27 protein-coding genes are annotated in these 22,065 nt (G+C 59.0%); 6 read left to right on the top strand and 21 right to left on the bottom strand.

Going from position 1 to position 22,065, the window contains the following annotated elements:
• Positions 1 to 288: 288 nt before the first annotated feature.
• The 14 genes from PM04_RS13890 to PM04_RS13955 all read right to left on the bottom strand — a co-directional run bounded on the left by PM04_RS13890 (position 289) and on the right by PM04_RS13955 (position 13,034).
• Positions 289 to 1,602 carry an ATPase gene (locus tag PM04_RS13890; protein ID WP_038007936.1) on the bottom strand — a complete coding sequence of 438 codons (1,314 nt, stop codon included), beginning with the start codon at positions 1,600 to 1,602 and terminating at the stop codon, positions 289 to 291.
• 86 nt (positions 1,603 to 1,688) lie between these two features.
• A complete protein-coding gene (locus PM04_RS13895; protein ID WP_038007939.1) occupies positions 1,689 to 2,183 on the bottom strand; it encodes a prepilin peptidase in 495 nt (164 codons plus the stop codon).
• The gene (locus PM04_RS13900) at positions 2,184 to 3,035 is read right to left on the bottom strand and encodes a lipopolysaccharide assembly protein LapB (RefSeq protein WP_038007943.1); all 852 of its coding nucleotides are present in this window, start codon (positions 3,033 to 3,035) and stop codon (positions 2,184 to 2,186) included. It lies immediately after the preceding gene.
• A 36-nt stretch (positions 3,036 to 3,071) separates the two neighbouring features.
• The gene (locus tag PM04_RS13905; protein WP_038007946.1) at positions 3,072 to 3,632 is read right to left on the bottom strand and encodes a tetratricopeptide repeat protein; all 561 of its coding nucleotides are present in this window, start codon (positions 3,630 to 3,632) and stop codon (positions 3,072 to 3,074) included.
• On the bottom strand, positions 3,633 to 4,607 hold the full coding sequence (locus tag PM04_RS13910) for a type II secretion system F family protein (protein WP_038007949.1): 975 nt from the start codon (positions 4,605 to 4,607) through the stop codon (positions 3,633 to 3,635).
• Between the two features lie 4 nt (positions 4,608 to 4,611).
• Positions 4,612 to 5,580, bottom strand: coding sequence for a type II secretion system F family protein (locus tag PM04_RS13915; protein WP_038007951.1), 969 nt, complete (start codon positions 5,578 to 5,580; stop codon positions 4,612 to 4,614).
• Between the two features lie 12 nt (positions 5,581 to 5,592).
• On the bottom strand, positions 5,593 to 7,110 hold the full coding sequence (locus PM04_RS13920) for a CpaF family protein (RefSeq protein WP_038007953.1): 1,518 nt from the start codon (positions 7,108 to 7,110) through the stop codon (positions 5,593 to 5,595).
• Between the two features lie 21 nt (positions 7,111 to 7,131).
• On the bottom strand, positions 7,132 to 8,436 hold the full coding sequence (locus PM04_RS13925; protein ID WP_038007955.1) for an AAA family ATPase: 1,305 nt from the start codon (positions 8,434 to 8,436) through the stop codon (positions 7,132 to 7,134).
• Between the two features lie 211 nt (positions 8,437 to 8,647).
• Positions 8,648 to 9,274, bottom strand: coding sequence for an OmpA family protein (locus PM04_RS13930; RefSeq protein WP_038007957.1), 627 nt, complete (start codon positions 9,272 to 9,274; stop codon positions 8,648 to 8,650).
• Between the two features lie 6 nt (positions 9,275 to 9,280).
• Positions 9,281 to 10,720: a type II and III secretion system protein family protein gene (locus PM04_RS13935; RefSeq protein ID WP_038007959.1), complete on the bottom strand. Its 1,440-nt coding sequence runs from the start codon at positions 10,718 to 10,720 to the stop codon at positions 9,281 to 9,283.
• A 209-nt stretch (positions 10,721 to 10,929) separates the two neighbouring features.
• Entirely contained in the window at positions 10,930 to 11,757 is an 828-nt protein-coding gene (gene cpaB, locus PM04_RS13940; RefSeq protein ID WP_038007960.1) for a Flp pilus assembly protein CpaB, read from the bottom strand.
• Between the two features lie 270 nt (positions 11,758 to 12,027).
• On the bottom strand, positions 12,028 to 12,252 hold the full coding sequence (locus PM04_RS13945) for a Flp family type IVb pilin (RefSeq protein ID WP_052068319.1): 225 nt from the start codon (positions 12,250 to 12,252) through the stop codon (positions 12,028 to 12,030).
• A gap of 204 nt (positions 12,253 to 12,456) precedes the next feature.
• Entirely contained in the window at positions 12,457 to 12,666 is a 210-nt protein-coding gene (locus PM04_RS13950; RefSeq protein ID WP_038007961.1) for a hypothetical protein, read from the bottom strand.
• Between the two features lie 185 nt (positions 12,667 to 12,851).
• Entirely contained in the window at positions 12,852 to 13,034 is a 183-nt protein-coding gene (locus PM04_RS13955; RefSeq protein WP_038009527.1) for a hypothetical protein, read from the bottom strand.
• Between the two features lie 293 nt (positions 13,035 to 13,327).
• Here PM04_RS13955 and PM04_RS13960 point away from each other — a divergent pair, with 293 nt between their 5' ends.
• Positions 13,328 to 14,134, top strand: coding sequence for a lytic transglycosylase domain-containing protein (locus PM04_RS13960; protein ID WP_038007963.1), 807 nt, complete (start codon positions 13,328 to 13,330; stop codon positions 14,132 to 14,134).
• A gap of 15 nt (positions 14,135 to 14,149) precedes the next feature.
• On the opposite strand, the gene PM04_RS13965 is transcribed toward PM04_RS13960, so the two are convergent.
• The 5 genes from PM04_RS13965 to PM04_RS13985 all read right to left on the bottom strand — a co-directional run bounded on the left by PM04_RS13965 (position 14,150) and on the right by PM04_RS13985 (position 17,368).
• Positions 14,150 to 14,779, bottom strand: coding sequence for a CoA transferase subunit B (locus PM04_RS13965; RefSeq protein ID WP_038007965.1), 630 nt, complete (start codon positions 14,777 to 14,779; stop codon positions 14,150 to 14,152).
• Between the two features lie 4 nt (positions 14,780 to 14,783).
• Positions 14,784 to 15,497: a CoA transferase subunit A gene (locus tag PM04_RS13970; RefSeq protein WP_038007966.1), complete on the bottom strand. Its 714-nt coding sequence runs from the start codon at positions 15,495 to 15,497 to the stop codon at positions 14,784 to 14,786.
• Positions 15,498 to 15,604: 107 nt separating this feature from the next.
• Complete coding sequence (locus PM04_RS13975; RefSeq protein ID WP_038007967.1) at positions 15,605 to 16,702, bottom strand: class II histone deacetylase; 1,098 nt, start codon at positions 16,700 to 16,702, stop codon at positions 15,605 to 15,607.
• 9 nt (positions 16,703 to 16,711) lie between these two features.
• On the bottom strand, positions 16,712 to 16,954 hold the full coding sequence (locus tag PM04_RS13980) for a hypothetical protein (protein ID WP_038007969.1): 243 nt from the start codon (positions 16,952 to 16,954) through the stop codon (positions 16,712 to 16,714).
• A gap of 21 nt (positions 16,955 to 16,975) precedes the next feature.
• On the bottom strand, positions 16,976 to 17,368 hold the full coding sequence (locus tag PM04_RS13985; RefSeq protein ID WP_038007972.1) for a thiol-disulfide oxidoreductase DCC family protein: 393 nt from the start codon (positions 17,366 to 17,368) through the stop codon (positions 16,976 to 16,978).
• Positions 17,369 to 17,431: 63 nt separating this feature from the next.
• Here PM04_RS13985 and PM04_RS13990 point away from each other — a divergent pair, with 63 nt between their 5' ends.
• The 5 genes from PM04_RS13990 (at position 17,432) to PM04_RS14010 (ending at position 19,604) form a co-directional block, all read left to right on the top strand.
• Entirely contained in the window at positions 17,432 to 18,142 is a 711-nt protein-coding gene (locus PM04_RS13990; RefSeq protein ID WP_038007975.1) for a M48 family metalloprotease, read from the top strand.
• An 81-nt stretch (positions 18,143 to 18,223) separates the two neighbouring features.
• Positions 18,224 to 18,472 carry a DUF6455 family protein gene (locus PM04_RS13995; protein WP_052068318.1) on the top strand — a complete coding sequence of 83 codons (249 nt, stop codon included), beginning with the start codon at positions 18,224 to 18,226 and terminating at the stop codon, positions 18,470 to 18,472.
• Positions 18,473 to 18,547: 75 nt separating this feature from the next.
• Positions 18,548 to 18,841 (top strand): DUF6455 family protein, encoded by a 294-nt coding sequence (locus PM04_RS14000; RefSeq protein ID WP_052068317.1) that lies wholly within the window; start codon positions 18,548 to 18,550, stop codon positions 18,839 to 18,841.
• Between the two features lie 59 nt (positions 18,842 to 18,900).
• Positions 18,901 to 19,260: a diacylglycerol kinase gene (locus PM04_RS14005; protein ID WP_038007977.1), complete on the top strand. Its 360-nt coding sequence runs from the start codon at positions 18,901 to 18,903 to the stop codon at positions 19,258 to 19,260.
• Positions 19,261 to 19,265: 5 nt separating this feature from the next.
• On the top strand, positions 19,266 to 19,604 hold the full coding sequence (locus PM04_RS14010; protein ID WP_369793317.1) for a YigZ family protein: 339 nt from the start codon (positions 19,266 to 19,268) through the stop codon (positions 19,602 to 19,604).
• Between the two features lie 4 nt (positions 19,605 to 19,608).
• On the opposite strand, the gene rimO is transcribed toward PM04_RS14010, so the two are convergent.
• Positions 19,609 to 20,979: a 30S ribosomal protein S12 methylthiotransferase RimO gene (rimO, locus tag PM04_RS14015; protein WP_038007982.1), complete on the bottom strand. Its 1,371-nt coding sequence runs from the start codon at positions 20,977 to 20,979 to the stop codon at positions 19,609 to 19,611.
• A gap of 41 nt (positions 20,980 to 21,020) precedes the next feature.
• On the bottom strand, positions 21,021 to 22,025 hold the full coding sequence (locus PM04_RS14020) for an NAD-dependent epimerase/dehydratase family protein (protein ID WP_038007984.1): 1,005 nt from the start codon (positions 22,023 to 22,025) through the stop codon (positions 21,021 to 21,023).
• Positions 22,026 to 22,065 lie beyond the last annotated feature (40 nt).

A 22,065-nucleotide genomic window follows, 5' to 3' on the forward strand; every position in this document is an offset into this window, starting at 1 on the left:
CGGCAAGGCTAGATCAAGGGATCTGTGACCCGGATGGGAAAGCAAGCTGGCCCAGCGTTCGTGATAGAGGCAAGAGCCGCTAGACCATACCCAGCGCCAAACAAAGGACCGCCAACCCCGCCAATAGAATGAGCCGCACGGTGCGCCGCTGGCTCAGTGCATCAGGGTCGTCTTCGAAGGGTGATAGTTCCACTGCGTCGTCCTTGCCGCCCTAAGGCGAGTCGTGTTCTTTTGCGACGCCAAATGACGAAGGAATGAGGCAAAATCGTGGCCGCTTTGTGACGTGAGTTAGTGTGAGAACTCAACTTCCGACACAAAGAGATTCTCCCACGCGCGATCAATCAGATCCGGGGTCATTTGGTAGGGGATGCCCTCATACTCGCAAATGGCGATGATCTGATCGAGCAGGAACGGCGCGTGGAAGTTGGCATAGACATAGTCAATCGTGGGGTATTTCTGTTTGAGCATGTGCACCAAGGCTGTCTCATCCAGCGGGACCTTTTTCTTTTTGGCGACCATGGCAAAGATCTTCAGGAAGTCTTCCTGCGTCGGGCCATCAATCAAGACCTTGAAAAAGATCCGCCGCAGGGCCGCGCCATCGAACAGTTTGTTGGGGTGGAAGTTGGTGGAAAACACCACCAGCGTGTCAAAGGGCACCTCAAACTTTTCACCCGATTGCAGCGCGAGGATATCGTAGCCCATCTCCATCGGGACGATCCATCGGTTGATCAGTGATTGAGGGGGCTCCTCTTGGCGACCAAGGTCATCCACGATGAACACACCGCCCGATGATTTTAGCTGCAAGGATGCCTGATAGGTGCGCGCAACCGGGTTGTAATTTAGGTCCAGCATCGAGAGCGTTAGCTCACCCCCCGTCATGACCGTTGGCCGCTGACAGATGATGTACCGTTCATCAAAACGGGGGCCTGTCTTGCGCAGGCAATTGGGGTCTTCGGGCTTTACGGGCACTGGCGTGTGCACGATGGGGTCGAACAGGGTGATAACTTGTCCGGCGTATTCAAGGGCATGCGGGATATAGATGTGGTCCCCAAGAGCCGCACGAATACCTTCGGCAATCGACGACTTACCATTGCCGGGCGGGCCGTACATAAGGACAGATCGCCCAGAGCCAACAGCAGGGCCAAGTTGATCAATCAGATTGGGCGGTAGGATCAGATGCCCCATAGACCGCAGCAACGCATCACGGGTGATCTGGACATTGCGTACGGATTGCTTGCGGGTTTGTTGTTTGTAGATCTCAAGCGGGACGGGCATCGCACCATAGTATTCGGACTGCGATAGGGCATCGAGCGCGCGGGCCTTACCCGCCTCCGTCAGTTGGAACCCCATGTCCCCGCCCTTGCCAGCATGCAGCGTCCCGGTCGCCTCAACCAGACCGGCTTTGCGGATGATATCGACCAATTCCTGCGCCAATGGCACCGGCATACACACAGCCGCTGCAATTTCACGCGCGGTTTCACAGGATTTGCGGAACATGGTTTTCAGCAGCACATCACGCATCATCACCATGCTCAGCCCCGTATCCGACAACGTCTTGAGCGGGGTTGGTGCGGGCACCGGATTGGGAACCATCATGTTCATTGTCTACACACTCCTGCGACAGGGATCCGTCGCAGGTTAGCCCACGGTCCCTTGCGTTTTGGTTACTTTGGTCGCAGGCGCGCGGCTTATTGCGCGGCTGCGAGACCAAGGTACACAGCAAGTGTGGACGTAAGTGTGATGCCCATGGGGAATTTTTTGGCCGTCCAGCTTTCCCAAGTGGGTGCGAGGCTGCGAATAAAGGCAACCGAGCGCGCGGCCCGATGCAGCGCAAAGGTCACAAAGATCAACACGCAAAAGATCGTGAGCACTTCGGACACGTCCCCAAGGGCCACAAAGGGGGCCATAGCGGCGGCGAATTTACTATCCCCCGCACCAACGCCCAAAAACGCGCTCAGCACAAAGCCGATCACCAAAACCACGGCCAAATGCGCAAACCGCCACGCGAACGCGTCCAGTGGCAGAACCATGAAGCCCACCACCATAAACACCGCCAACAACGTGAGTACCGCAGCGTTGGGAATGCGCATCGCACTAAGGTCCGTATAGGCAACCCACAGGCAAATCGGCAGGGCGGGGATCAGGAACCAAAGCCCCTGTTGCGCCGTCATCTCCAGCAACATCTAGGTGCGCTCCGTGTCCAGCGCGCGCAGGGCACGCACGGCGGGGGCAAAGTGCTGCGGATGGGCGTCAATTGCATCCTGAAGCAGGGTACGGCCAATGTCGGTCTCACCCTGTTTGATCGCGGCCAATGCCGCAGTGTGCAACAGTTGCGCTTGTTCCGTTTTGGTCATGGGCACGACGGGCATCGTGTAATTCGCCTGCGCTGTGCGGGCTAACACGAGGTTGTTTTTGGCGGTGAACAGTTCCCGATCATAGGTGATCGCTTCGGTGAACAACCGCTCCGCGTCGCCGTAATCACCGCGGGTTAGCTTGGAAAAACCCCAGTTGTTCAAAACACCCGCTGGGCGCGTGGTCAGGCCTGTAGCGATCTCATAAAAGGCGTCGGCCTTTTCCCATTCTTGGTTGCTGTCGGCGATCATCGCCTCAAGCCGGTAACGGGAATAGGTCTCATAGGTCGGCGGGATCGTGTCTAGGACATCTTCGGCCTTGTCCCATTTGCCCGTCCGGATCAGGCTGTCGGCATAGTCGACCCTGTCATCATTGCTGGCCTCAGAGTGATCGGCAACCTTTTCCCATGCAAGGGCAGCTTCCTCATTGCGCTTGGCGCGGATCAGGCTTTTGGCCAAACCGCGTTGCACATCAATACGGTCCGGGTTTTCGCGACTGGTCCGCAGAAAGTAATCGACGGCCTCATTCGGGTCCGCGACCGTCAACATGATGTCGTTGAGGTTGCTCTCATCGATGACATTCACACTATCGAGCGCGCGGCTCACGTCTGTGTCAGGCTGCTCACAACCCGCAAGCAAAACGGTGCCCCCCATCAGGAGGCCGATCAATCCAACGTGGCGCATTTTGCGTCCTTTACTGCTCGTGTGGCTCAATAATTTTTATGGCTTGGTCCGCACCAGAGAGACAACGCCCCCTCCGCGATTGACCAGCGTGTAAGCCGATTGTTCTGGATTATACGATGAATTTTCCATTTTTGCGAGTGCTACGCGCAGATTTTCGCGAATTTCGGGGGTTTCGCCACTGTCTAGGGCAAAGGCTTTGCGGAAAGTGCGCTGGGCCTCGCCTGTATTGCCCTGCTCGAGCAGTACAACGCCCAGATTATTGAGCGCACCAACATGCTCGGGGGTGTCGCGCAAAACATCGCGCAGGATCCGTTCGGCTTGGTTTAGGCGGCCAAGACGCACGTTGGCGGCTGACATTGAAACCAGCAAATCAGGGCTGAGCCCCTCGCGCGCGGCTGCACGCGTGTAGGTCTCAAGTGCCAGCTCGGCCTCACCTGCGGCGAGCAAGCGATCCGCCACGATACGCGGGTCCACGACCGGCTCCGCGCCCGGCGCGGCACCGGGCGCCACACCTGGTGTGGGTTCCAGACGTGCAGAGGTCCCCGGCGCACAGGCGACGAGGACCAACAGAAGTGCAGAAATGGAAAGTGCGCGCATCTAGAAGCCACCGCCTCCGCCGCCAAGGCTTTGGGAAATCCCGAAAAGGGAGGGGCCGATCAGAATAATCAGCAAGGGTGGCACACAAAACATCATGGTTCCCACGGTCAGTTTCGTTGGCAAAACGTTGGCCTTTTCTTCGGCCCGCATGACCCGTTTATCACGCATTTCCGCCGCATACACCCTTAGTGCTTCGGCAATGGATGTCCCGAAGGCGGCGGACTGGATCAACACTGTTACAAACGACGAAATATCCGCCACATCGCAGCGGTCCGCGAACTCCTTAAGGACGGATGGCTTGTCCTTACCGGCCTTCATTTCATGGGCAACCATGGATAGTTCTTCGGCAAGATCTGGATAAGAGGCCTCGATCTCCTCGCTGACGCGGATGATCGATTGGTCCAGCGATTGGCCGGCCTCAACACAGACCAACAGCAGGTCCAGCGCATCGGGAAAGCCTGACATGATAGCATCCTGGCGTGCCGCCACGCGCTTTTGGACCCAGTATTTCGGTCCATAATAGCCAACACCGCCGGGGATCATGACGGCCATAATGACCTTGGTCAGACTCATCTCAGAGCCCAGAACGACCACATAGAACACGCCCACAATTAGCAGCCCAATCCCCAAGATAAGCTGCGCGGCCTGAAGCGTGCGCACAGCGTCGCGATCACGGTAGCCTGCACGGATCAGCATTTTGCGGGTTTCGGACAGCTGCTCGGCGTCTTGGGGCTCTAGCAGATGGGCAAACCGCTCCAACTTTTTGTTCCGCTGACCGTGGCGGCTGAGTTTCACCTCCGCGTCCGTTTCGCTGGCTTGATCCTCTTGGGATTTGCGCAGGCGGTCCAATGGGTCTTTTTCGCGGTGCAACAGGCGGGGCAGGACCATCAGGGCCATCACCACACCGATGAAACCCACGAACAAAAGCGCACCCATGGGGCCAAGAAATGCGATGTATTCGTTGAACGTTTCCATGAGCTTAAACCTTAATATTGACCATCATACGCATGAAGAACACGTTGACGATCAGAAAGACGAGGACAACAACAGCCGCCGGAATGAACATCGTGCTGTCCTTTACGTCGGCGTAGTAATCCGGTTGCGCCACGTTGATCCCGATCAGCGCGAGCACCGGAAAGATCGACAGGAACACGCCGGACCAACGCGCCTCGGCGGTGATGGCCTTGACCCGGCGGAACAGTTTGAACCGGGCGCGGATCACTTTCGACAGACCGTTCAAAATCTCGGCGAGGTTACCACCCGATTTTTGCTGAATAGCCACGGCCACAGCCAAAAACCGCATGTCTTGCAGGCCCGCGCGTTCGGCCAGACCGCGAAGCGCCTCGGACACATCGCGCCCATAGGCTGCCTCATCCGAGATAAAACCGAACTCGGTGCCCAGCGGGTCCGGCACCTCCTTGGAGACAATGTTGATCGCGGAATTCAACGGGTGTCCCACGCGCAAGCTGCGCACCATCAGGTCCACGGCGTCGGGCAATTGCTCTTCCATCATCGATAGGCGCTGCTTGGCCTTTTTGTTGATCCAGAAATAGACCGCACCAATGCCAAAGACGATCGACACCAACAGCCGCACCGCAAACCCCGCGCCCGTAAACAGCGTCAGCGCGAGGAAAGCGACCACGCACAGCCCGGCCATCACGGCCATCAACATCTCGGGGGCAAAGGCGATGTTCCCCTTACGGGCCTTCTCGGCGATGAGCGAATAAAACGGGATGTTGCGCGCGGTCGAATGCTGCTCTTGCTCTTTGCGAAGATGCTCCATCACCTCTTCGCGGGTCGATCCCTTTTCCAGCATCTCTAGGCGGCGGTTCACCCGCGCGTTAAGAGAGATGCTCTTGCCAAAGAACAGCAGATAGATGCCCTCAACCAAGAAGACGATCCCGACGAAAATGCCGATGTAAATGAGTGGCTCAATAGAGATTTCCATGGCGTATACCCCTTAGTCGATCGCGGGTTCATAGATGGATGCGGGCAGGTCATAGCCCCACTGGCGGAAGCGGTCGGCAAAGTGTGACCGAATGCCCGTGGCGGTGAAGCGCCCGATAATCGTGCCGTCCGGCTCTAGGCCCAAACGCTCGTAGCGAAAGACCTCTTGCAGGGTGATGACCTCTCCCTCCATGCCGGTCACTTCGGTGATTGAAACCATCCGGCGGGATCCATCCTGTAGGCGGGAAGCCTGCACAATCAGGTTCACAGCCGAGGCAATCTGGGCGCGCACCGCCTTAAGCGGCATCTCAATCCCGGCCATCGCGACCATGTTTTCCAACCGCGAAATCGCGTCGCGGGCGTTGTTGGCGTGGATCGTGGTCATGGACCCGTCGTGGCCGGTGTTCATGGCCTGCAACATATCGATAACCTCTTCGCCGCGGGTCTCACCCACAATGATCCGGTCGGGCCGCATGCGCAGGGCGTTGCGTAGACAGTCCCGCTGGGTCACCGCACCTTTGCCCTCAACGTTGGGGGGGCGGCTTTCCATCCGGCCGACGTGGTCCTGTTGCAGTTGCAATTCGGCCGTATCCTCAATCGTCAGCACCCGTTCAGCCTGACCGATAAAAGAAGACAAAGCGTTCAGCGTCGTCGTCTTACCCGAACCCGTCCCGCCCGATACGATCACGTTCAACCGCGTGGAGACGGCGGCCTGTAGGTAGGCGGCCATTTCCTCGGTGAAGGCTCCAAAGTTGACCAGCTCGTCTACACCCAGCTTTTCCTTTTTGAACTTCCGGATGGAGACGAGCGAGCCATCCACGGCCACGGGAGGGACCATGGCATTGAAACGCGATCCATCTTTGAGGCGCGCATCAACGTAGGGGTTCGATTCGTCCACGCGTCGGCCCACGGCGGACACGATCTTGTCGATGATACGCAGCAAATGCGCCTCATCCTTGAACCGAATTTCGGATTTCGACAGTTTGCCCGCGCGTTCCACGTAGATGTTGTGGGGGCCGTTCACGAGGATATCGTTCACGTCCTCATCGCGCAAAAGCGGCTCTAGCGGGCCGAGGCCGGTGATTTCGTCAAACAGCTCTTTGTGCAGCGTCTGACGATCCTCGGTGTTCAGAACAACGCCCATCTCGGATAGCTCATCCGAACAGATCGCGACCAGTTCTGAACGTAGATCGCTGGGATTGGCCCCCTCAAGGGCGGCTAGGTTGAGGTTGTCCAAGAGCCTGTGGTGCATCTCAGTCTTTAGCTCTTCGAGCCGCTGACGCCGCTTAAGTTCTTTGTCGGATGGTGTCTCGGCCACGGTCTTGGTGACGGGCCGCGACTTGACCGGGGGATTGGCCTCGACCACGGCAGGATCTGCTTGCGCGCTTTGCGCAATGGGCTTGGACTTGGGCGCAGCGGTGCCTGTCAGTTCGGATTTTGCAACCACACGCGCCGCACCAGGTGCCCCGCCGGGCACTCCGTCCACGGGCTTGGCTTTGTCCATCTGTGGTTTCTTGTAACGTGAAAACATCGACCCACCTCATACAGTTCGTTAGCCGAAGCCAAAGAAGGAGCGCTTCTTGGGTTTCGCTTGATTGTCGGCATCACCCATGGCGGCGGCATGGAGCACCTCGGCCATGGCGTGGATTTCCTTGCGCATCGGGTTCTTGGGGGCACCCTCCATCAGGGGGACACCGTGGTCATTGGTATCGGTCACCTGCTGTCCGCCATCCGGGATCATGTAACCAAACTCGACCCCAAGGCTCTCCGAGAGGCGCTTGATCCGGCCCTTGGTCGTGCTGTCGGTTTTCTTAGGCGTCCGGTTCAGAACCCATTTGATCTTTTCGAGGGGTAAATGCTCCGAGCGGAGCGCCTTGATCATCCGCAGGACATTCTGTGCAGAGCGCAGCTCCAACTCAACATTGGCAAAGTAGATGTCCGATTCTTGCAGCACCGTTTCGGTCCAAGACACCAGCGTGCTGGGCATATCGACTACCACCACGTCAAAGCATTCCTTCGCGAGGCGGATCAACGCCTCAACGTCCTCTGGTCCGATCAAATCAAGCGGAAGAATGTCCGTGGGCGCGGTGAACACCTGCATCTTTTCGTTGAACGGCAGCAGCGATTGGCGAAAGGCCTGCTCATCCATGGATTGCGTGTCCGCGAGGATTTCATAGATCAAACCGCGGCGCGGCAGATCGAGATAAGTGGCAACCGTGCCGAACTGAAGGTCCAGATCAATTAGGCACACATCAAGCGGCTGATCACTGCTGATGTTGGCCAATTCCCACGCAAGGTTGGTGGCGAATGTGGTCGACCCACAGCCCCCTGCAATGCCGTGCACCGCGAACAACACCGGCTCCGCCCCGGATCGCCCGCCAGAACCCCGCTGCGTGCGCGCACTGCCAGTCGGCTCTGTTTGTGGCGGGGCCGCCATGGCAGCCTCGGTTGATGCGCGCACCCGGGCAATGGCATCTGCCAAGGCGCTCTCGGGGAGGGGGTAGGGCACAAAATCGTCCGCGCCGTCGCGTAAAAGCGCATGCAGTAGTGTGGGGCTTAGCCCATCCGCGATCAGGATTACCCTGATACCGGCAGCTTTTGCGGTGCGAATGATGGTGCCAACCTCGACAAGGTCGCCCTCATCCTCGGCATCAACAGCCACCGCGATAAATTCCATTTCCTGCGCTTCTGGCTGCTCCAAAAAGGCATGGGCTTCTTCGAAGGTCAGGTCACCCCAACTTTCGCCCAACGCGCTTTCCATGTCTTCAATCAGCAGGTCAAATTCTTGGACATCCCGTGAAACCGTGCAGGCCACAATCGCGGCTGGTTCAGGTGTTAAGGCAAGGTTGCTCGACATAATAAAATACCCAGTTCACATCCTGGGACCCCAACGGTCCCCCGGGTACACATGTGCAAAACGCACCTGTTCCCATGAACTGGTTTGACCCGCAATCTGGGCATTAGTTTGGCCGAAAAGCTGAAACTAAGTGGTATTAGAGTGGTCATCGTTCACGCTGTGTCAACGACCGCGCCACAATTCAGGCGCGGTCGGACAGGCTGCGTGGGGCCTATTCAGATGGCACTTGTGATGCCACGTAGTTGCGATTGATGAGGTTGGCGTATTGGCCATCCAACACCATAGGATCGCTTTCGATGAAGCCCGAAACCTCGGTCACGGTGCGGCGGTTCGCCCGCTCACGGTCGTCTGTTTGGACCAGCAATTGACGCTCACCAAAGGAGACAAGCGCCTCAAGCCGGCGCGCCGAGATGCCGAATTGGCCAAGCGCACTGACAACGGCGCGGGCCCGGCGACGCCCAAGGCGCAGGTTGGAGGCCTCACCCCCCACCGCATCCGTATGCCCATAGACTGAGAATTTGACCTCTGGGAACTGACGCATGAAATCAGCCTGTGCGCGAATGGCCTGCTGGGCCTCCGCGTCGATAACCGCGCTGTCGAATGCAAAGTTAACAGTCGTGGGCACCGATTCCGCGAATTTGCGGGCAAGACTGATGCGTGCGTTGACGCGGCCAGTTTGGGCGAGATGGTTGTTGAACGTCGGGTTGCCGAAGGCTCCCTCGTCGATGTCCGCGCCTGCGACTTGGTCCAATGACACCTGTCCGCACGCGGCCAACAGCCCGCTGGTGCCAGCCATCATGATCAACCCGCGACGTGAGTAATGCTTGGAAGTTGCCATGATCACTTACTCCAATACGTAGCCGTAGGATCCGCTGAAGTCTTGGTTCGCCACTTCATCAGAGCCAGATTGCGTCGAAACACGTGTGTTGGACGATGTGCCGGTGTTGCCTACCTGCCCGAACAAGAACAGCTCACGCTCGGTTGGGGGCCGGATGCGGTCCGTGGGCAGCGCCAGTGCTTCGCCGGTTGTGGGCGTCACAAGATGGGCTGTCACGATCACAACCAACTCCGACTGCGAGCGCTGGAATTCGGCGCTACGGAACAGGGTGCCCAGAACGGGGATGTCACCAAGCCAAGGCACCTGTGATGCGTTGTCTTGGAAATCGTCCTCCAACAGGCCCGCAATCGCAAAGCTTTGACCGTCGCGCAGTTCCACCGTGGTGGATGTTTCGCGGGTCCGGAATGCGGGCACGAATGCGTTGTTGATCGTTGTGCCATTGGCGCTGTCGATGCTGGACACGCTGGCGTTCAGCACGAGGTTGATGATGTCGCCATCCACAACCGTTGGTGTGAACGACATGTCGATGCCAAACGGGCGATAGTCGGCTGACACGCCGCCGCGTTCATTCGCAACGGGGAGGGGGATTTCACCGCCCGCAAGGAACCGTGCGTCCTGACCGCTGAGGGCGGTGAGGTTGGGTTCAGCCAATGTGCGGACGACGCCTTTGTCCTCAAGCGCTTCCAGCAGGATCGAGAATTGAACAGCGCCTGCCCCAAATGCCACGGCGATACCGCCCGCATTTTCGTTGTTCGGCACTTGGCTGACGGAAGCAGCGCTGCCGGGCGTGGTGCCCGAGTTCAACGTTGCAGTGCCCGTGGCCGTAGAGGACGAAATGTCGGGGTTGATCGACGTGATCCCCAGCGATGATGACAGGCTTTTCGACACTGACCGCTGCATTTCGGCAAAGCGGACCTTGAGCATGACCTGCTGCGTGCCGCCGACAACCATCAGGTTCAGGACCCGATCAGGTGCGTAGCGGTTGGCGATATCAAGGGCACGAGAAACGCGCGCCGAAGAGGACACCGTCCCGGCAAGGACAATTCCATCATTCGCAGTGCGCACCGAAATCGGTTCACCGGGCAACAGCTCGGACAGGCGTTCCTTTAGCTCACCCACATCAGGGGTGACCTGCACCTCAACGTTGCTGATCAAACGGCCGTCAGCACCCAAAAGGGTCAGCGTTGTACGCCCGGGCGCACGGCCCAGGACATAAATGGTCCGCTCTGACAGGGTCGCGATGTCGGCAATTGCGGGGTTCGCAACCGACAATTCGGCAAAGACCGTGTCGCTTTCCAGAACGATTGCGCGGTTCAACGGCACCTTCAGGGGCGCCTGTGCGGTGCCGCGCATGATGCTGAGGGTTTCAGCCGATGTTGGCGCGCCCTGACCGACTAAGAATGCAAGGCCCAAAAGCCCCGCAGTTAAAACATGTCTGAATTTCATGTGATCTCGCCTCTCTGATCACCGCTGCTCTAAAAGTGGGTCTGTGCCCATATTAGCCGCGACCATGCGCTAAGTGGGGGTTTATTGCAAGAATCAAGCTGTTAACGTCCGTACTTCATGCAAAAGGGCAACAATCCCGGTCAAACAGCAACAGCGCGCCACAAGATTTTGGGCGCGCTGGGCAGAAATCACCTAGACTTAGACCCCCGTCACTCGGGGCAGGGAGAGGGGATCACGACCACTTCCTTACCGCGGCGCTCCCGGATGGAGCAGGTGCGCTTGGCTTCCGCCACCGGAGCGATCGCGCGTTCCCCCACGATTGAGCTGGCGTCGGCCGAAACTTCAGCACTGGCAACATCATCCGTCACACCCACCAGCGCGAGTGTCAGGCGGCCGGTTGCCTGCGCTTGGGCCAGTTTCGCCACCACGTCGGGGGTGGTTTCCACGGTTACGGATTGGGCAAGGATCGGGTTATTGCGTTCTTCATCCGTGACTTGGTCCACCGCGATCAGTTGCAGGTTGGCGTGGATTAACCGGGTGATGCCCTGACCCTCGGCCCCGGTGCCTGTCCAATAAACATCGACCCTGTCGCCGGGGCGCAGGAAACCCGACACACCGGACATCACATCCACACGCAGGGCAAAGGCCCGCATCCCCTTGCTCAACCGCGCAGCAACGCCCGCGTCTTCACCGGGGCCAGTGACCTTCATGATCAAAAGCGGCTCACCGCGTTCCATCACGCGCAGCACTGTGCGGGGCTCTTTGTTTTCATCGGGAAAAATCTGCGCAAGCTCGGTAAAAGCACCGGGTGGCAGCGCGTCAGCGGGCCATTTCACGGCCTGCACATCATCGGGCGTCAGTTGTTGACCGTACCGCAGCTGGCGTTTGGTCACAAAGACTTCGGTCAAAGGAATGATCGCGGCCTTTTGCTGTGCCAAGGCCAATTGGTATTGATCAAACCGATCTTTGGCGAAGTAGACCGCAAATCCAGCAAGCCCCACGCCGATTATGAGAACCAATCCAAATACGAGTCTCATGGTGTCTGTCCTAACTGACCCCCCGGGCCATTGCCTCATCCATGCGGGGTCCCGACGCACCTACCCATTGAACGGCATGCGGGAGCCTCATGATGGTTTTCTGCGCCTGAAATTGGGCGAAAGGATGGTCCGGGCGGGGAATTGAAGCGGCGTTGGTGGGGAAATCTCCGAAAATTTGCTTATTGTTTCCATGGGCCTGCTCCGAAATACGAAAAACCGCGCGGAAGGCCCCCGCGCGGTTTGTGATAGTGTCGGTTGGTACATAGGGCGTTAGCCGCCCGAGCCGGAGCCCGAACCAGAGAGATCGATTGTGAATGTGGTGTGGTCTTTCTTCAACTCGGTGTCGATGTCGCCGGCCAGATCGGAAATCCCGTCCTTGACCACGACCATGACGGCCAGACCCAGGCCCACAAGGGCCGCTGTCAGAACAACCCAGTCAACCGTGACAGCGCCGTCTTCGTCGTTCGTGAATGTCTTGATTGCGTGCAGAAGCATGTGCTCGTTCCTTATGCTCAGTTTCGTTCATCCAGAGCTGATCTGTGCTCGTCGGATGAGGGCATAAGGCACCCGCAATGCGGCGCGAATTGGGCCGAAAAAACCCTAAAAACCTAGAGTTCTAACCGCCTTTTTATCGAATTTTAGCTATCGTGGTAGCCCCGCCCTAACATAGGCGAGGCCACAAGGTCATAGGTTGGGGGCTTAGCCACCCGAACCGCCGGTAAAGCCGAGGAAGGTGTAGGATTGCGTGCCCATTGTGGACAGCTCTTCGTCGATGTCGGTCGAAAGCTGTTCAACGCCGGACGACACAACAGTCATAACCGCAAGACCCAAACCCACGAGAGCGGCTGTCAGAACAACCCAGTCAACGGTTACGGCGCCAGATTCACTTGCAATAAAGTTTTTCAGCATTTTGATATTCCTTGGTGTAGCTCGTTTTTTTAAATCGTGGCGCTTGCGCCGTTCGATAAGTCAGTTTTGCCGATGGAACGGGGCGGCTTTAGGGCGGGCTTTAGACATATTAACGATAAATTAGGTGTTAATTTTAGGCATTCACACGGGACAGGGCCGCCAAAATACAGGCGGCCACATCATTTTTATTTAAATAAAACAACGCTCTGGGTGGCGGCGCCCGTCATGGCTTGTGCCGATAAATGATCGACCCCGGACGAAACGACGGCCGAAATGGCAAGTCCAAGTCCCAAGAGGGCGGCTGTCAAAACGAGCCAATCAAGCGCCATCGCGCCGGAATCATCAATAAGAAATGCTTTCATCATCATATGCCTCTTTCATTGCTCTGCCTCAGGCGTCGGGATAAATCGCGGATCTTTGGTGACCCGTCTGGCCGCGCCATTCCTTAATAGGTGCGGCGAAATAAGGCACAATCGTGGCAAGCTGTGATCATTTTTCTGAAAATGCGGTCTAATCGCGCAAAAATGGCCCGATTGTTGCGGTTTTGCACTGATATTGGGGTGAAACATACTTATCGCATTGGTCAAACCGGCCCGTGTGTGGCACGCTCTGCCCCAAGATCCCGCGTCTATTGACGCTAAAATCAGGGACGAGCAGCTTTATGAAACGTTTGATTATTTGTTTGGGGCTGATCTTGGCCCCGCAACTCGGCTGGGCCAGCGAGTGGACATTCAAGACCGTCACGCCCCCGGCTTCGGACGCGACCAACCGGATCAACATCCAAATCACGCCGACCATCGTTGCCGCGCCGCCCGCCACCGCACCGATTGCGGCGCCAGTGTTGCCATCCGCGCCGACAGGAAACCTACAGCCGTGGTTTTGGGATGTGATCCCACCGTGGCGGGACCACGGGCAGGCGGGGCGGTTCACCGAGGCCACGATCCATGTGACCAACGCGCCCAAAGGGTCGGGCATCGCGGCGCCGTCCCTTCAGTTGTTGGCCAAGATCGCGACAGACCATGGGCCCGCATTGCTGATGCAATCGGTGGGCACCCGTGTGTCGCCCGCCCTCGCGCTTGCTGTCATCGCGGTTGAAAGCGCGGGGCGCACGGACGCGGTCAGCCCGGCAGGGGCGCAAGGCCTGATGCAGCTGATCCCGGCCACCGCCGCGCGCTTTGGCGTTGAAGACAGCAAGATCGGCAGCCAGAATATCGCAGGCGGCGTGGCTTACCTTGATTGGTTGATGCAGGAATTTGACGGCGACGTGTTGCTGGCCCTTGCAGGCTACAACGCGGGTGAGGGCGCCGTGCGGGAACATGACGGCGTGCCCCCTTTCGCAGAAACCCGCGCCTATGTGCCCAAAGTGTTGGCCGCGTGGAACGTGGCGCGCAATCTTTGCATGACACCGCCCGAGTTGCCCTCGGACGGGTGCGTTTTCAATTTTGCAGACCTTGCGCGCGGCAACTAAGGCCGCGCGACAGGCTTAGTTGACCAGAGTAGCTTCTGTCAGGCTGCGCAGCTCGTCCTCGCTGACGCCATCGGCCAGCTCAACCAGCTTCAGCCCACCGTCCACAACGTCCAGCACACCTAGGTTGGTGATGATCCGATCAACCACGCCCTTACCCGTCAGGGGCAAGGTGCATTCCTTTAGCAGCTTGGATTGCCCATGCTTGTTGGCGTGATCCATAACCACGACCACACGGCCCACACCGGCCACCAAATCCATCGCACCGCCCATGCCTTTGACCAGCTTGCCGGGGATCATCCAGTTGGCAAGGTCCCCGTTTTCGGCAACTTCCATCGCGCCAAGGATCGCCATCGCAATCTTGCCGCCACGGATCATGCCGAACGACTGCGCGCTGTCGAAATACGCGGTTTGCGGCAGCTCGGTGATGGTTTGCTTGCCTGCGTTGATCAGGTCCGCGTCGATGTTGTCCTCTGTGGGGAAGGGCCCCATGCCAAGCATCCCGTTTTCCGATTGCAGCGTGACCTCAACCCCCTCGGGGATGTAGTTGGACACCAGCGTCGGGATACCGATGCCAAGGTTCACATAGGTGCCGTCTTGCAGTTCCTGTGCCGCGCGGGCGGCCATTTGGTTTCTATCCCAAGGCATAGTCTTAACCCTCACTCACAGTGCGTTGCTCAATACGTTTTTCGTGATCGCCCTGAACGATCCGGTGCACGTAGATGCCCGGCAGGTGGATCATATCGGGATCAAGCGAGCCGGTGGGCACGATTTCCTCAACCTCTGCGATGCAGACCTTGCCGCACATCGCGGCGGGCGGGTTAAAGTTGCGAGCCGTCTTGCGGAACACAAGGTTGCCCGTCGCGTCGGCCTTCCACGCCTTGACGATGGACAGATCGGCAAAGATGCCGTTTTCCATGATATACGTCTCATTCGCGCCGTCGGGCCCGGTGGGAAAGTCTTTGTGCTCTTTGCCGTCGGCAATCACGGTGCCCACGCCGGTCTTGGTATAGAAGCCGGGGATGCCACAACCGCCTGCGCGCATCCGCTCGGCCAAGGTACCTTGGGGGTTGAATTCCAGCTCCAACTCACCCGACAGATACTGGCGCATGAATTCCGCGTTCTCACCCACATAGGATGAGATCATCTTTTTAACTTGGCGCGTTTGCAGCAAAATCCCGATGCCGAAATCATCCACGCCTGCGTTGTTCGAGGCGAAGGTCAGGTTTTGCGTGCCTGCGTCCTTGATCGCGTCCAAGAGCAACTCAGGGATACCGCACAGGCCAAAGCCGCCAGCCGCGATAAACATGCCGTCGTGCAAAAGCCCATCAAGAGCCTCCGCCGCACTGCCATATACTTTATTCATAAGAAGGAGATCCTCACTGTGGTCGCGGGTAAGGTGCCGCAGTGGACTATGCGAAGTCAAACACATTGCTGCGCCGCGGCGGTTTCGTTTGGCGCGGGTCGCGTGGGTTAAAGCGCCTGCGCCATTTCATCTAGCAGCCCAAAGGCGAATTGATCAAAACGCGCGCTGGGCTGACGGTCGCGGAAGCGTTCTTCAAACGGGTCGGGTGCGGTGATTGTACTGCCCGTGAGTTGCTCCATCACGGCGTGACCACAGAAGGGGACATAGACCTCGGAATAGCCGCCCTCATGGCTTAGCACCAATTTGCCGCCGCACAGATCGCGCGCGGCCTCCTGCACCATCGCGGTCATCGCGCGAAAGGTCTCGGCCCGGGCCATCATCCGGCTGAGCGGGTCAATCATCGCGGCATCAAATCCACAGGCGACAACAATCAGGTCCGGTTGGAAATCGCGCAGCGCCGGCAGGACGATTTGCTCCATGGATTTAATGTATACATTGTGGCCCGCGCCGGGGGGCAGCGGAATGTTGAGGTTCGCCCCCTCACCCAAGCCAGAGCCGCGCGCCTCAAACCCGCCAGTGTCGCTGGGATAGTTCCGTTCCTGATGAACCGAGATCGTCAGGACATCAGGCCGATCATAAAAGATCGCCTCTGTGCCATTGCCGTGGTGCACATCCCAATCCAGCACGGCAATGCGCCCGGCCAGTTTGTGGTGTAACGCAGCCTCAACCGCGATGGCGATGTTGGCCATCAGGCAAAACCCGTTGGGAAAGTCCGGCAGGCAATGGTGACCGGGCGGACGGGACAGCGCGTAGGCTTGGTCCAATTCACCGCGCAGCACCTGTTGGACAGCGGCTGTGGTCAACCCGGCCGAAAGGGCTGCGATGTCGTAGCCGTCGGGGCCAAAGGGTGTACGCAGGCCCAATTCACCGCCACCGGCCTCCGACATCTCCTTGAAGGCCGTCAGATAGCTTTGGGGGTGGACGCGCAGCAGGTCCTCAGTGCTGGCGACGGGGGCAGTGGACCAGGTTAGCTCACGCGCCAAGCCCGTCACTTGCATCAGGTTCACAAAGCGGCGTTTTGTTTCGGGGTTCTCTGGCAGCCCCCCGACCATGGGCTGGACCAAGCCGCCCACGGGCAACATGCCCGCGTAATTCCCGCCAGAGTGCCACAGGCACCGCTCATCGTGAAAGAAACCAACCGTCATGCGCGTGCCCTATTCAGCCTCAGCCTGTTTGAGCCGATAGACCCCTTCGGGCAGGTCCAATGCGGCGGCCAGATCCTGCACCTGTGACAGGGAGAGTGTGATCCGCCGTACAATGTCCGTGGTGGGGTCGACCTGTTCAATGGTGACGCAATCCTCAAAGGCATTGATCGTGATGTCTTCGGTCAAATGGCCCGCGCCTTCATCCACGAGGGTGATAACCGATGCGTCGAAAGTGTGCTCAATGGAAAACATGAACTTACACTGCCCGCGAGATCAGCCTTTGGCAACCGCGCGGTTCTGGCGGCGTTTGTGCCAAGCGTAAATCGCGGGCGCGAGGACATAGTCATAGGCCGCAATCGCCGCGTGCCGGATACCGGGCAGGCCCACGATCCGCCCCAATAGGCGGTAGCGCGGCATCTCTTGCCACAGAACCAGGAACGCGGGGATACCTGCGATCAGTTGACCATTGTGTAGAACATGTAAACGCTTGGCCGCAGTGTCAGCGTCCATGTCCCATTCGGCCAGAACATCCGCATTCAGATCGTCAAACCGGATCGGCAGGTTCTGCGCCTTGCTGTAGGCGTCGTAGTGGTTGATCTCAAACGAGCAGACGGGGCACTGGGCGTTGTACAGCACTCGCGTGTCGGTATGGCTTTTGTCTTGCACGGTAAATTCCTATATCTTTGGTCACAAGTAGGGCGCGCGACCGCGTCGAAAAGGAGAGCCGCAATGTTGAGAACGTGTGTCGCAGGTCTGTCGCTTCTGTTCCTATCGGCCTGCGTGGAGCCGACGTCCGCGCCGCCCCCTGTCAATGCGGCCCCCTTGCCGCAGGCGGGTGCTCCGGTCAGTGCGGCGCAAGCCATGCGCAACTACAACGCCGCGCGCATCCGCCTAGAACCCGTGGCGGAGCGGACCTGCCGTGCGCAGACGCGCGGGCTGAATTGTGATTTTCTGTTCCGGGTAGACCCAAACCCCAACGCCCCCAAGAACGCGTTTCAATCTCTCAGCCCCGAGGGGCGCCCGCTTTTGACGTTTGCGCAGGCATTGATTGCGGACGCGCGCAATATTGATGAGATCGCTTTTGTTATGGGCCATGAAGCCGCCCACCACATAGAAGAACACTTGGCCGAGCAACGGCAAGCCGCCGTTGGGGGTGCGATTTTGGGCAGCCTTGTGGGCGCGATCACCGGTGCAAACTCTGCGGTGGTGGACCAGCTATCACGCGCTGGGGCCACGGTTGGGGCGCGGGGATTTTCCAAAGAACATGAGTTAGAGGCCGATGCGCTGGGCACAGTGATCACCCATGACGCGGGGTTCGACCCGTTGCGGGGGGCTGCGTTCTTTGCGCGGATCCCGGACCCCGGTGATCGGTTCTTGGGAACCCACCCGCCCAATGCCGCGCGTGTGGCGACGGTGCGCCGGGTTGCGGCGGGGCTCTGATTTGGGGCCTTGATATAGGTCAAAGCCGGGATTTCGCGCAGCCCTTACCCCTTGTCTGACGTCATCGAGAAAGGGTGCATCATGGCTTTGGGCGATCCGAGACTTCATCAAGACCTTATGAACCGCATGGCGGAGGCGCAGGGATTTGATTTGCGTGCCGAAGAAGCCAAGGGGACCCTGTCGGCGGGGGACACCAGCGATATGCTTTTGCGCTGCCGTGGATGCGGGGATGTAGGCGGCTGCACCAAGGCGCTGGACGCGGGCGAGGTGCCCGAGACCTGCAACAACGAAAGCCGCTGGGATGCGCTGCGTGCGGTTTCGCGCATGTGAGGGCCGTCTTTGATCCTGCGCAAAGCGCGAAGGGTTGTTTCATGCGATCCTTGATCCAACGAAAGGATCGTTGCGATGACACATCACCTGACCCCTTTGGGCACATTGAATCGCCACTATTGGCTGGCTGTCACTATGGCCAAGGCCAGCGGTGCTGACCTTGTGCAGGCCTATGCGGATGGCCGTCTAAGTGCGGAGGAATGGGCTGATGTGGTGCATCGGTGTCGCGGATGCGATTGGGTGCAGCAGTGTGAGTGTTGGCTTGGCAAATCCGAATGGGGTGCCCAGAGCGTGCCGTCTGCGTGCATGAACGCGGAGGTGTTTGAGTGGATCAAGCTTCCACCCGCTGCGGCGAAGGCTGAGCCTTAGTCCTCTTTTCATCGTCGTGTGTTTCTGGTCTCAAGGCGTGAAGCTTGGAGAAGACCCGGATGCGCGCCACCCTAAAAGAACTACGACAGAAATCAGCGTGGAGCTGGGCTGGCTGGAGGGTTGCTTGGAAAAGCGAAACAGCCTTGCGGGCTTGGGCATTGATGCACGGCATCTCGGTGCTTGCGGCATTGATCCTGCCGCTTAGCACGGTTGAGGTGGCCATCATCGTGATGGGCGGGACGTTTGTGTTGGTGATTGAACTGCTCAATACCGCGATTGAACGTGTGGTGGATTATATCTCATTGGAGCAGCATCCCTTGGCGGGGGAGGCAAAGGACATTGGGTCCTGTGCGGCATCTCTCGCGGGGATTGCCGTAGGGCTTGCGTGGGTTGTGATCCTAGTGGGGCTGTTCGCGTGAGGATCATGGAGAACGTGATTTCTGATCGCGGCTCGCGCTATGCGGTTGCGGGCGGGCCCGCGGCATCGCCAGAAGAGGCGAAAGCCTTTGTCAAAGCGCTGTGCCGGAACAAGAAATTTGCGCGCGCCACGCATAATACTTGGGGGCTTTTGCTGGAAAGCGGGCCGGTCAAGAATGACGACGGCGAAAGCGGCGCGGGTCTTGTGATCTGTCGGATGCTGGAGCGTGAGGGCCTGTACGACACCGTTGTTGTCGTCACGCGCTGGTACGGCGGCAAGCATTTGGGGGGCGACCGCTTCCGGCATGTGCAGGACGCGGTCAGGATGTGGTTGGCTGAGGCGTAGGCCCTCACGATTGTGCGGCGACTTGCCCCCAAAGATCGTATTCACCGGCCTCATCAACATCGACCTCGACGATCATGCCGGGGGTCAGTCCTTCGAACCCTTCGTCGATGAACAGGTTCCCGTCGATCTCGGGTGCGTCGGATTTGGTGCGGCAGGTCGCGCCCTCCTCGTCGACGGAATCGACGATCACCTCAATCCGGGTGCCGACTTTGGCGGCCAGCTTTGCCTCAGAAATCGCTTGGGATTTCTCCATGAAGCGTTCCCAGCGTTCTTGTTTCAGCTCGGGGGCGACATGATCGGGCAGGGCGTTTGACCGCGCGCCATCGACGTTCTCGTATTGAAAACAGCCGACGCGATCCAATTGCGCCTCATCCAGCCAATCCAAAAGCGTTTGGAACTCGGCCTCGGTTTCGCCGGGGTAGCCGACGATAAACGTGGACCGCAGGGTAATGTCGGGACAGATATCGCGCCATTCGCGGATCCGGTCGAGCGTTTTTTCCGCAGCCGCTGGGCGCGCCATGCGTTTGAGTGTATCGGGGTGGGCGTGTTGGAACGGCACGTCCAGATAAGGCAGCACCAGCCCCTCTGCCATGAGCGGGATCAGGTCTTTTACGAAGGGGTAGGGATAGACATAGTGCATCCGCACCCATGCGCCCAATTCGCCCAGATCGCGCGCCAGAGGGATGATCGGGTGTTTGGCATCGCGCCTTTTGACGTCCGTGCCGTAGGCAGAAGTATCCTGCGAGATCACGAGCAGTTCGCGCACGCCTGCATCGACCAGACGTTCGGCTTCGCGCAGGATGGCGGCATGGGGGCGGCTGCTGAGTTTGCCGCGCATGTCCGGGATGATGCAGAATTTGCAGGTGTGGTTACAGCCCTCAGAGATCTTGAGGTAGCTGTAGTGGCGCGGCGTGAGGCTGACGCCGGTAGCGGGCAGAAGGTCCACGAACGGATCGGGGCTAGGCGGCATGGCGGCGTGCACGGCGTCCAGCACTTGCTCGTATTGTTGGGGCCCGGTCACCGCGAGAACTTTGGGATGCGCGCCGGTGATATACTCAGGCTCTGCGCCCAAACAGCCCGTGACAATGACGCGGCCATTGGCGTCCAGTGCCTCTCCGATGGCTTCAAGGCTTTCGGCCTTGGCACTGTCGAGAAACCCGCAGGTGTTGACGATCACGGCCTCAGCGCCAGCATAATCGGGTGAGATCGCGTAGCCCTCGGCCCGCAGGCGCGTCAGGATACGTTCACTGTCCACCAGCGCCTTGGGACATCCAAGAGAGACCATGCCAATGCGTGGCTGCCCCGGGCGGGCGTCCGTGGGCAAGGTGGGCTTGGGGGCGAGGTCGGGCCGAAGCGAGGGAGGATTTTGAGCCATGACGCGGCTATACCCCCTGCGCCGCCCCGAGGGAAGACGGACTAAGCGCCGCTGATCACGGCCTCAGCAGAGCGTTGGATCGCTGTGTCCGAGGGCACAAAGCGGTAGCCCAGCCCTTCGGTGGTGGCGCGTGTGTCGATCTGCATCGGCAGGCCCACTTGGGGCATCGCAGTTTTGAGCGACGTGTCGAACATCGCGAGCGCCTTGAGCAAAAACCGCGGTGCCGGTTTGGTTGCGATCTTTCGCTTTGGGTAAGTCGCGGCTAACAAAGCGCCAATCGCAGGCATCCGCAGCACGTCATCCGTGGCCATGATGCGTTGGCCAATCGTGTCTGGGCGTTCCAGCGCCATTATGTGCAGGGCCGAGACATCCTCAATATCCACGACGGGAATTGGAATATCTGGCAGCATCGGGTCCTTGCCAGACATGACCCGCTGGATCAGTTCAAGCGAGGTGCCAAAGCGGTTATCCATTGGCGTGCCGCACACTAGGCCGGGGTTCACGGTTGTCAGCTGCAGCTCTGGGTTTCGTTTCACGAAATCCCATGCCGCTTGTTCCGCGAGGGTTTTGGATTTGATGTACGCTGAGGCGCTTTTGTGGGTGACATCGGTCCAATCGGCGGCGGTGGCTGCGTAGCCCGCAGGCCGCTCTGCATAGAGGATCGCCACCATGGACGATGTCAGCACGACGCGGTTCACGCCTGCCATGCGCGCGGCCTTGAGCGCGCGGCGCGTGCCGTCTACCGCAGGACGGATCAGGTCCTCTTCATTCTTGGGTGAGGCTAGGGGAAAGGGGGATGCGGTGTGCAGGACTGCCTGACAACCGGTGACAGCAGCATCCCAACCTGCATCGCGGGTCAGGTCCAGCTCAACAAAGGTGAGGCGCCCATCGCCGGGGTCTTGGACGGCGGCGCGCACTTCATCCGCGCGGTCCATGCTGCGCAGAGACCCGCGCACATGGTAGCCTTTTTGCAAAAGGTCATAGGCAATGCGTTTGGCAATGAACCCACTGACGCCAGTGAGCAGGATAGGGCGCGTATCTGTCATGGTGATCTCCCTCGTGACCTAACAGCTGTGGCGGAGGGGC

This window comes from Thalassobacter sp. 16PALIMAR09, assembly GCF_000765485.1.
Classification (GTDB): Bacteria; Pseudomonadota; Alphaproteobacteria; order Rhodobacterales; family Rhodobacteraceae; genus Thalassobacter; species Thalassobacter stenotrophicus.

Excerpts from the sequence above, each read along its gene's own strand:
- PM04_RS13890 (WP_038007936.1), bottom strand. The coding sequence starts at position 1,602 with ATGAACATGATGGTTCCCAATCCGGTGCCCGCACCAACCCCGCTCAAG.
- PM04_RS13895 (WP_038007939.1), bottom strand. The coding sequence starts at position 2,183 with ATGTTGCTGGAGATGACGGCGCAACAGGGGCTTTGGTTCCTGATCCCC.
- PM04_RS13900 (WP_038007943.1), bottom strand. The coding sequence starts at position 3,035 with ATGCGCCACGTTGGATTGATCGGCCTCCTGATGGGGGGCACCGTTTTG.
- PM04_RS13905 (WP_038007946.1), bottom strand. The coding sequence starts at position 3,632 with ATGCGCGCACTTTCCATTTCTGCACTTCTGTTGGTCCTCGTCGCCTGT.
- PM04_RS13910 (WP_038007949.1), bottom strand. The coding sequence starts at position 4,607 with ATGGAAACGTTCAACGAATACATCGCATTTCTTGGCCCCATGGGTGCG.
- PM04_RS13915 (WP_038007951.1), bottom strand. The coding sequence starts at position 5,580 with ATGGAAATCTCTATTGAGCCACTCATTTACATCGGCATTTTCGTCGGG.
- PM04_RS13920 (WP_038007953.1), bottom strand. The coding sequence starts at position 7,110 with ATGTTTTCACGTTACAAGAAACCACAGATGGACAAAGCCAAGCCCGTG.
- PM04_RS13925 (WP_038007955.1), bottom strand. The coding sequence starts at position 8,436 with ATGTCGAGCAACCTTGCCTTAACACCTGAACCAGCCGCGATTGTGGCC.
- PM04_RS13930 (WP_038007957.1), bottom strand. The coding sequence starts at position 9,274 with ATGGCAACTTCCAAGCATTACTCACGTCGCGGGTTGATCATGATGGCT.
- PM04_RS13935 (WP_038007959.1), bottom strand. The coding sequence starts at position 10,720 with ATGAAATTCAGACATGTTTTAACTGCGGGGCTTTTGGGCCTTGCATTC.
- cpaB (WP_038007960.1), bottom strand. The coding sequence starts at position 11,757 with ATGAGACTCGTATTTGGATTGGTTCTCATAATCGGCGTGGGGCTTGCT.
- PM04_RS13945 (WP_052068319.1), bottom strand. The coding sequence starts at position 12,252 with ATGCTTCTGCACGCAATCAAGACATTCACGAACGACGAAGACGGCGCT.
- PM04_RS13950 (WP_038007961.1), bottom strand. The coding sequence starts at position 12,666 with ATGCTGAAAAACTTTATTGCAAGTGAATCTGGCGCCGTAACCGTTGAC.
- PM04_RS13955 (WP_038009527.1), bottom strand. The coding sequence starts at position 13,034 with ATGATGATGAAAGCATTTCTTATTGATGATTCCGGCGCGATGGCGCTT.
- PM04_RS13960 (WP_038007963.1), top strand. The coding sequence starts at position 13,328 with ATGAAACGTTTGATTATTTGTTTGGGGCTGATCTTGGCCCCGCAACTC.
- PM04_RS13965 (WP_038007965.1), bottom strand. The coding sequence starts at position 14,779 with ATGCCTTGGGATAGAAACCAAATGGCCGCCCGCGCGGCACAGGAACTG.
- PM04_RS13970 (WP_038007966.1), bottom strand. The coding sequence starts at position 15,497 with ATGAATAAAGTATATGGCAGTGCGGCGGAGGCTCTTGATGGGCTTTTG.
- PM04_RS13975 (WP_038007967.1), bottom strand. The coding sequence starts at position 16,702 with ATGACGGTTGGTTTCTTTCACGATGAGCGGTGCCTGTGGCACTCTGGC.
- PM04_RS13980 (WP_038007969.1), bottom strand. The coding sequence starts at position 16,954 with ATGTTTTCCATTGAGCACACTTTCGACGCATCGGTTATCACCCTCGTG.
- PM04_RS13990 (WP_038007975.1), top strand. The coding sequence starts at position 17,432 with ATGTTGAGAACGTGTGTCGCAGGTCTGTCGCTTCTGTTCCTATCGGCC.
- PM04_RS13995 (WP_052068318.1), top strand. The coding sequence starts at position 18,224 with ATGGCTTTGGGCGATCCGAGACTTCATCAAGACCTTATGAACCGCATG.
- PM04_RS14000 (WP_052068317.1), top strand. The coding sequence starts at position 18,548 with ATGACACATCACCTGACCCCTTTGGGCACATTGAATCGCCACTATTGG.
- PM04_RS14005 (WP_038007977.1), top strand. The coding sequence starts at position 18,901 with ATGCGCGCCACCCTAAAAGAACTACGACAGAAATCAGCGTGGAGCTGG.
- PM04_RS14010 (WP_369793317.1), top strand. The coding sequence starts at position 19,266 with ATGGAGAACGTGATTTCTGATCGCGGCTCGCGCTATGCGGTTGCGGGC.
- rimO (WP_038007982.1), bottom strand. The coding sequence starts at position 20,979 with ATGGCTCAAAATCCTCCCTCGCTTCGGCCCGACCTCGCCCCCAAGCCC.
- PM04_RS14020 (WP_038007984.1), bottom strand. The coding sequence starts at position 22,025 with ATGACAGATACGCGCCCTATCCTGCTCACTGGCGTCAGTGGGTTCATT.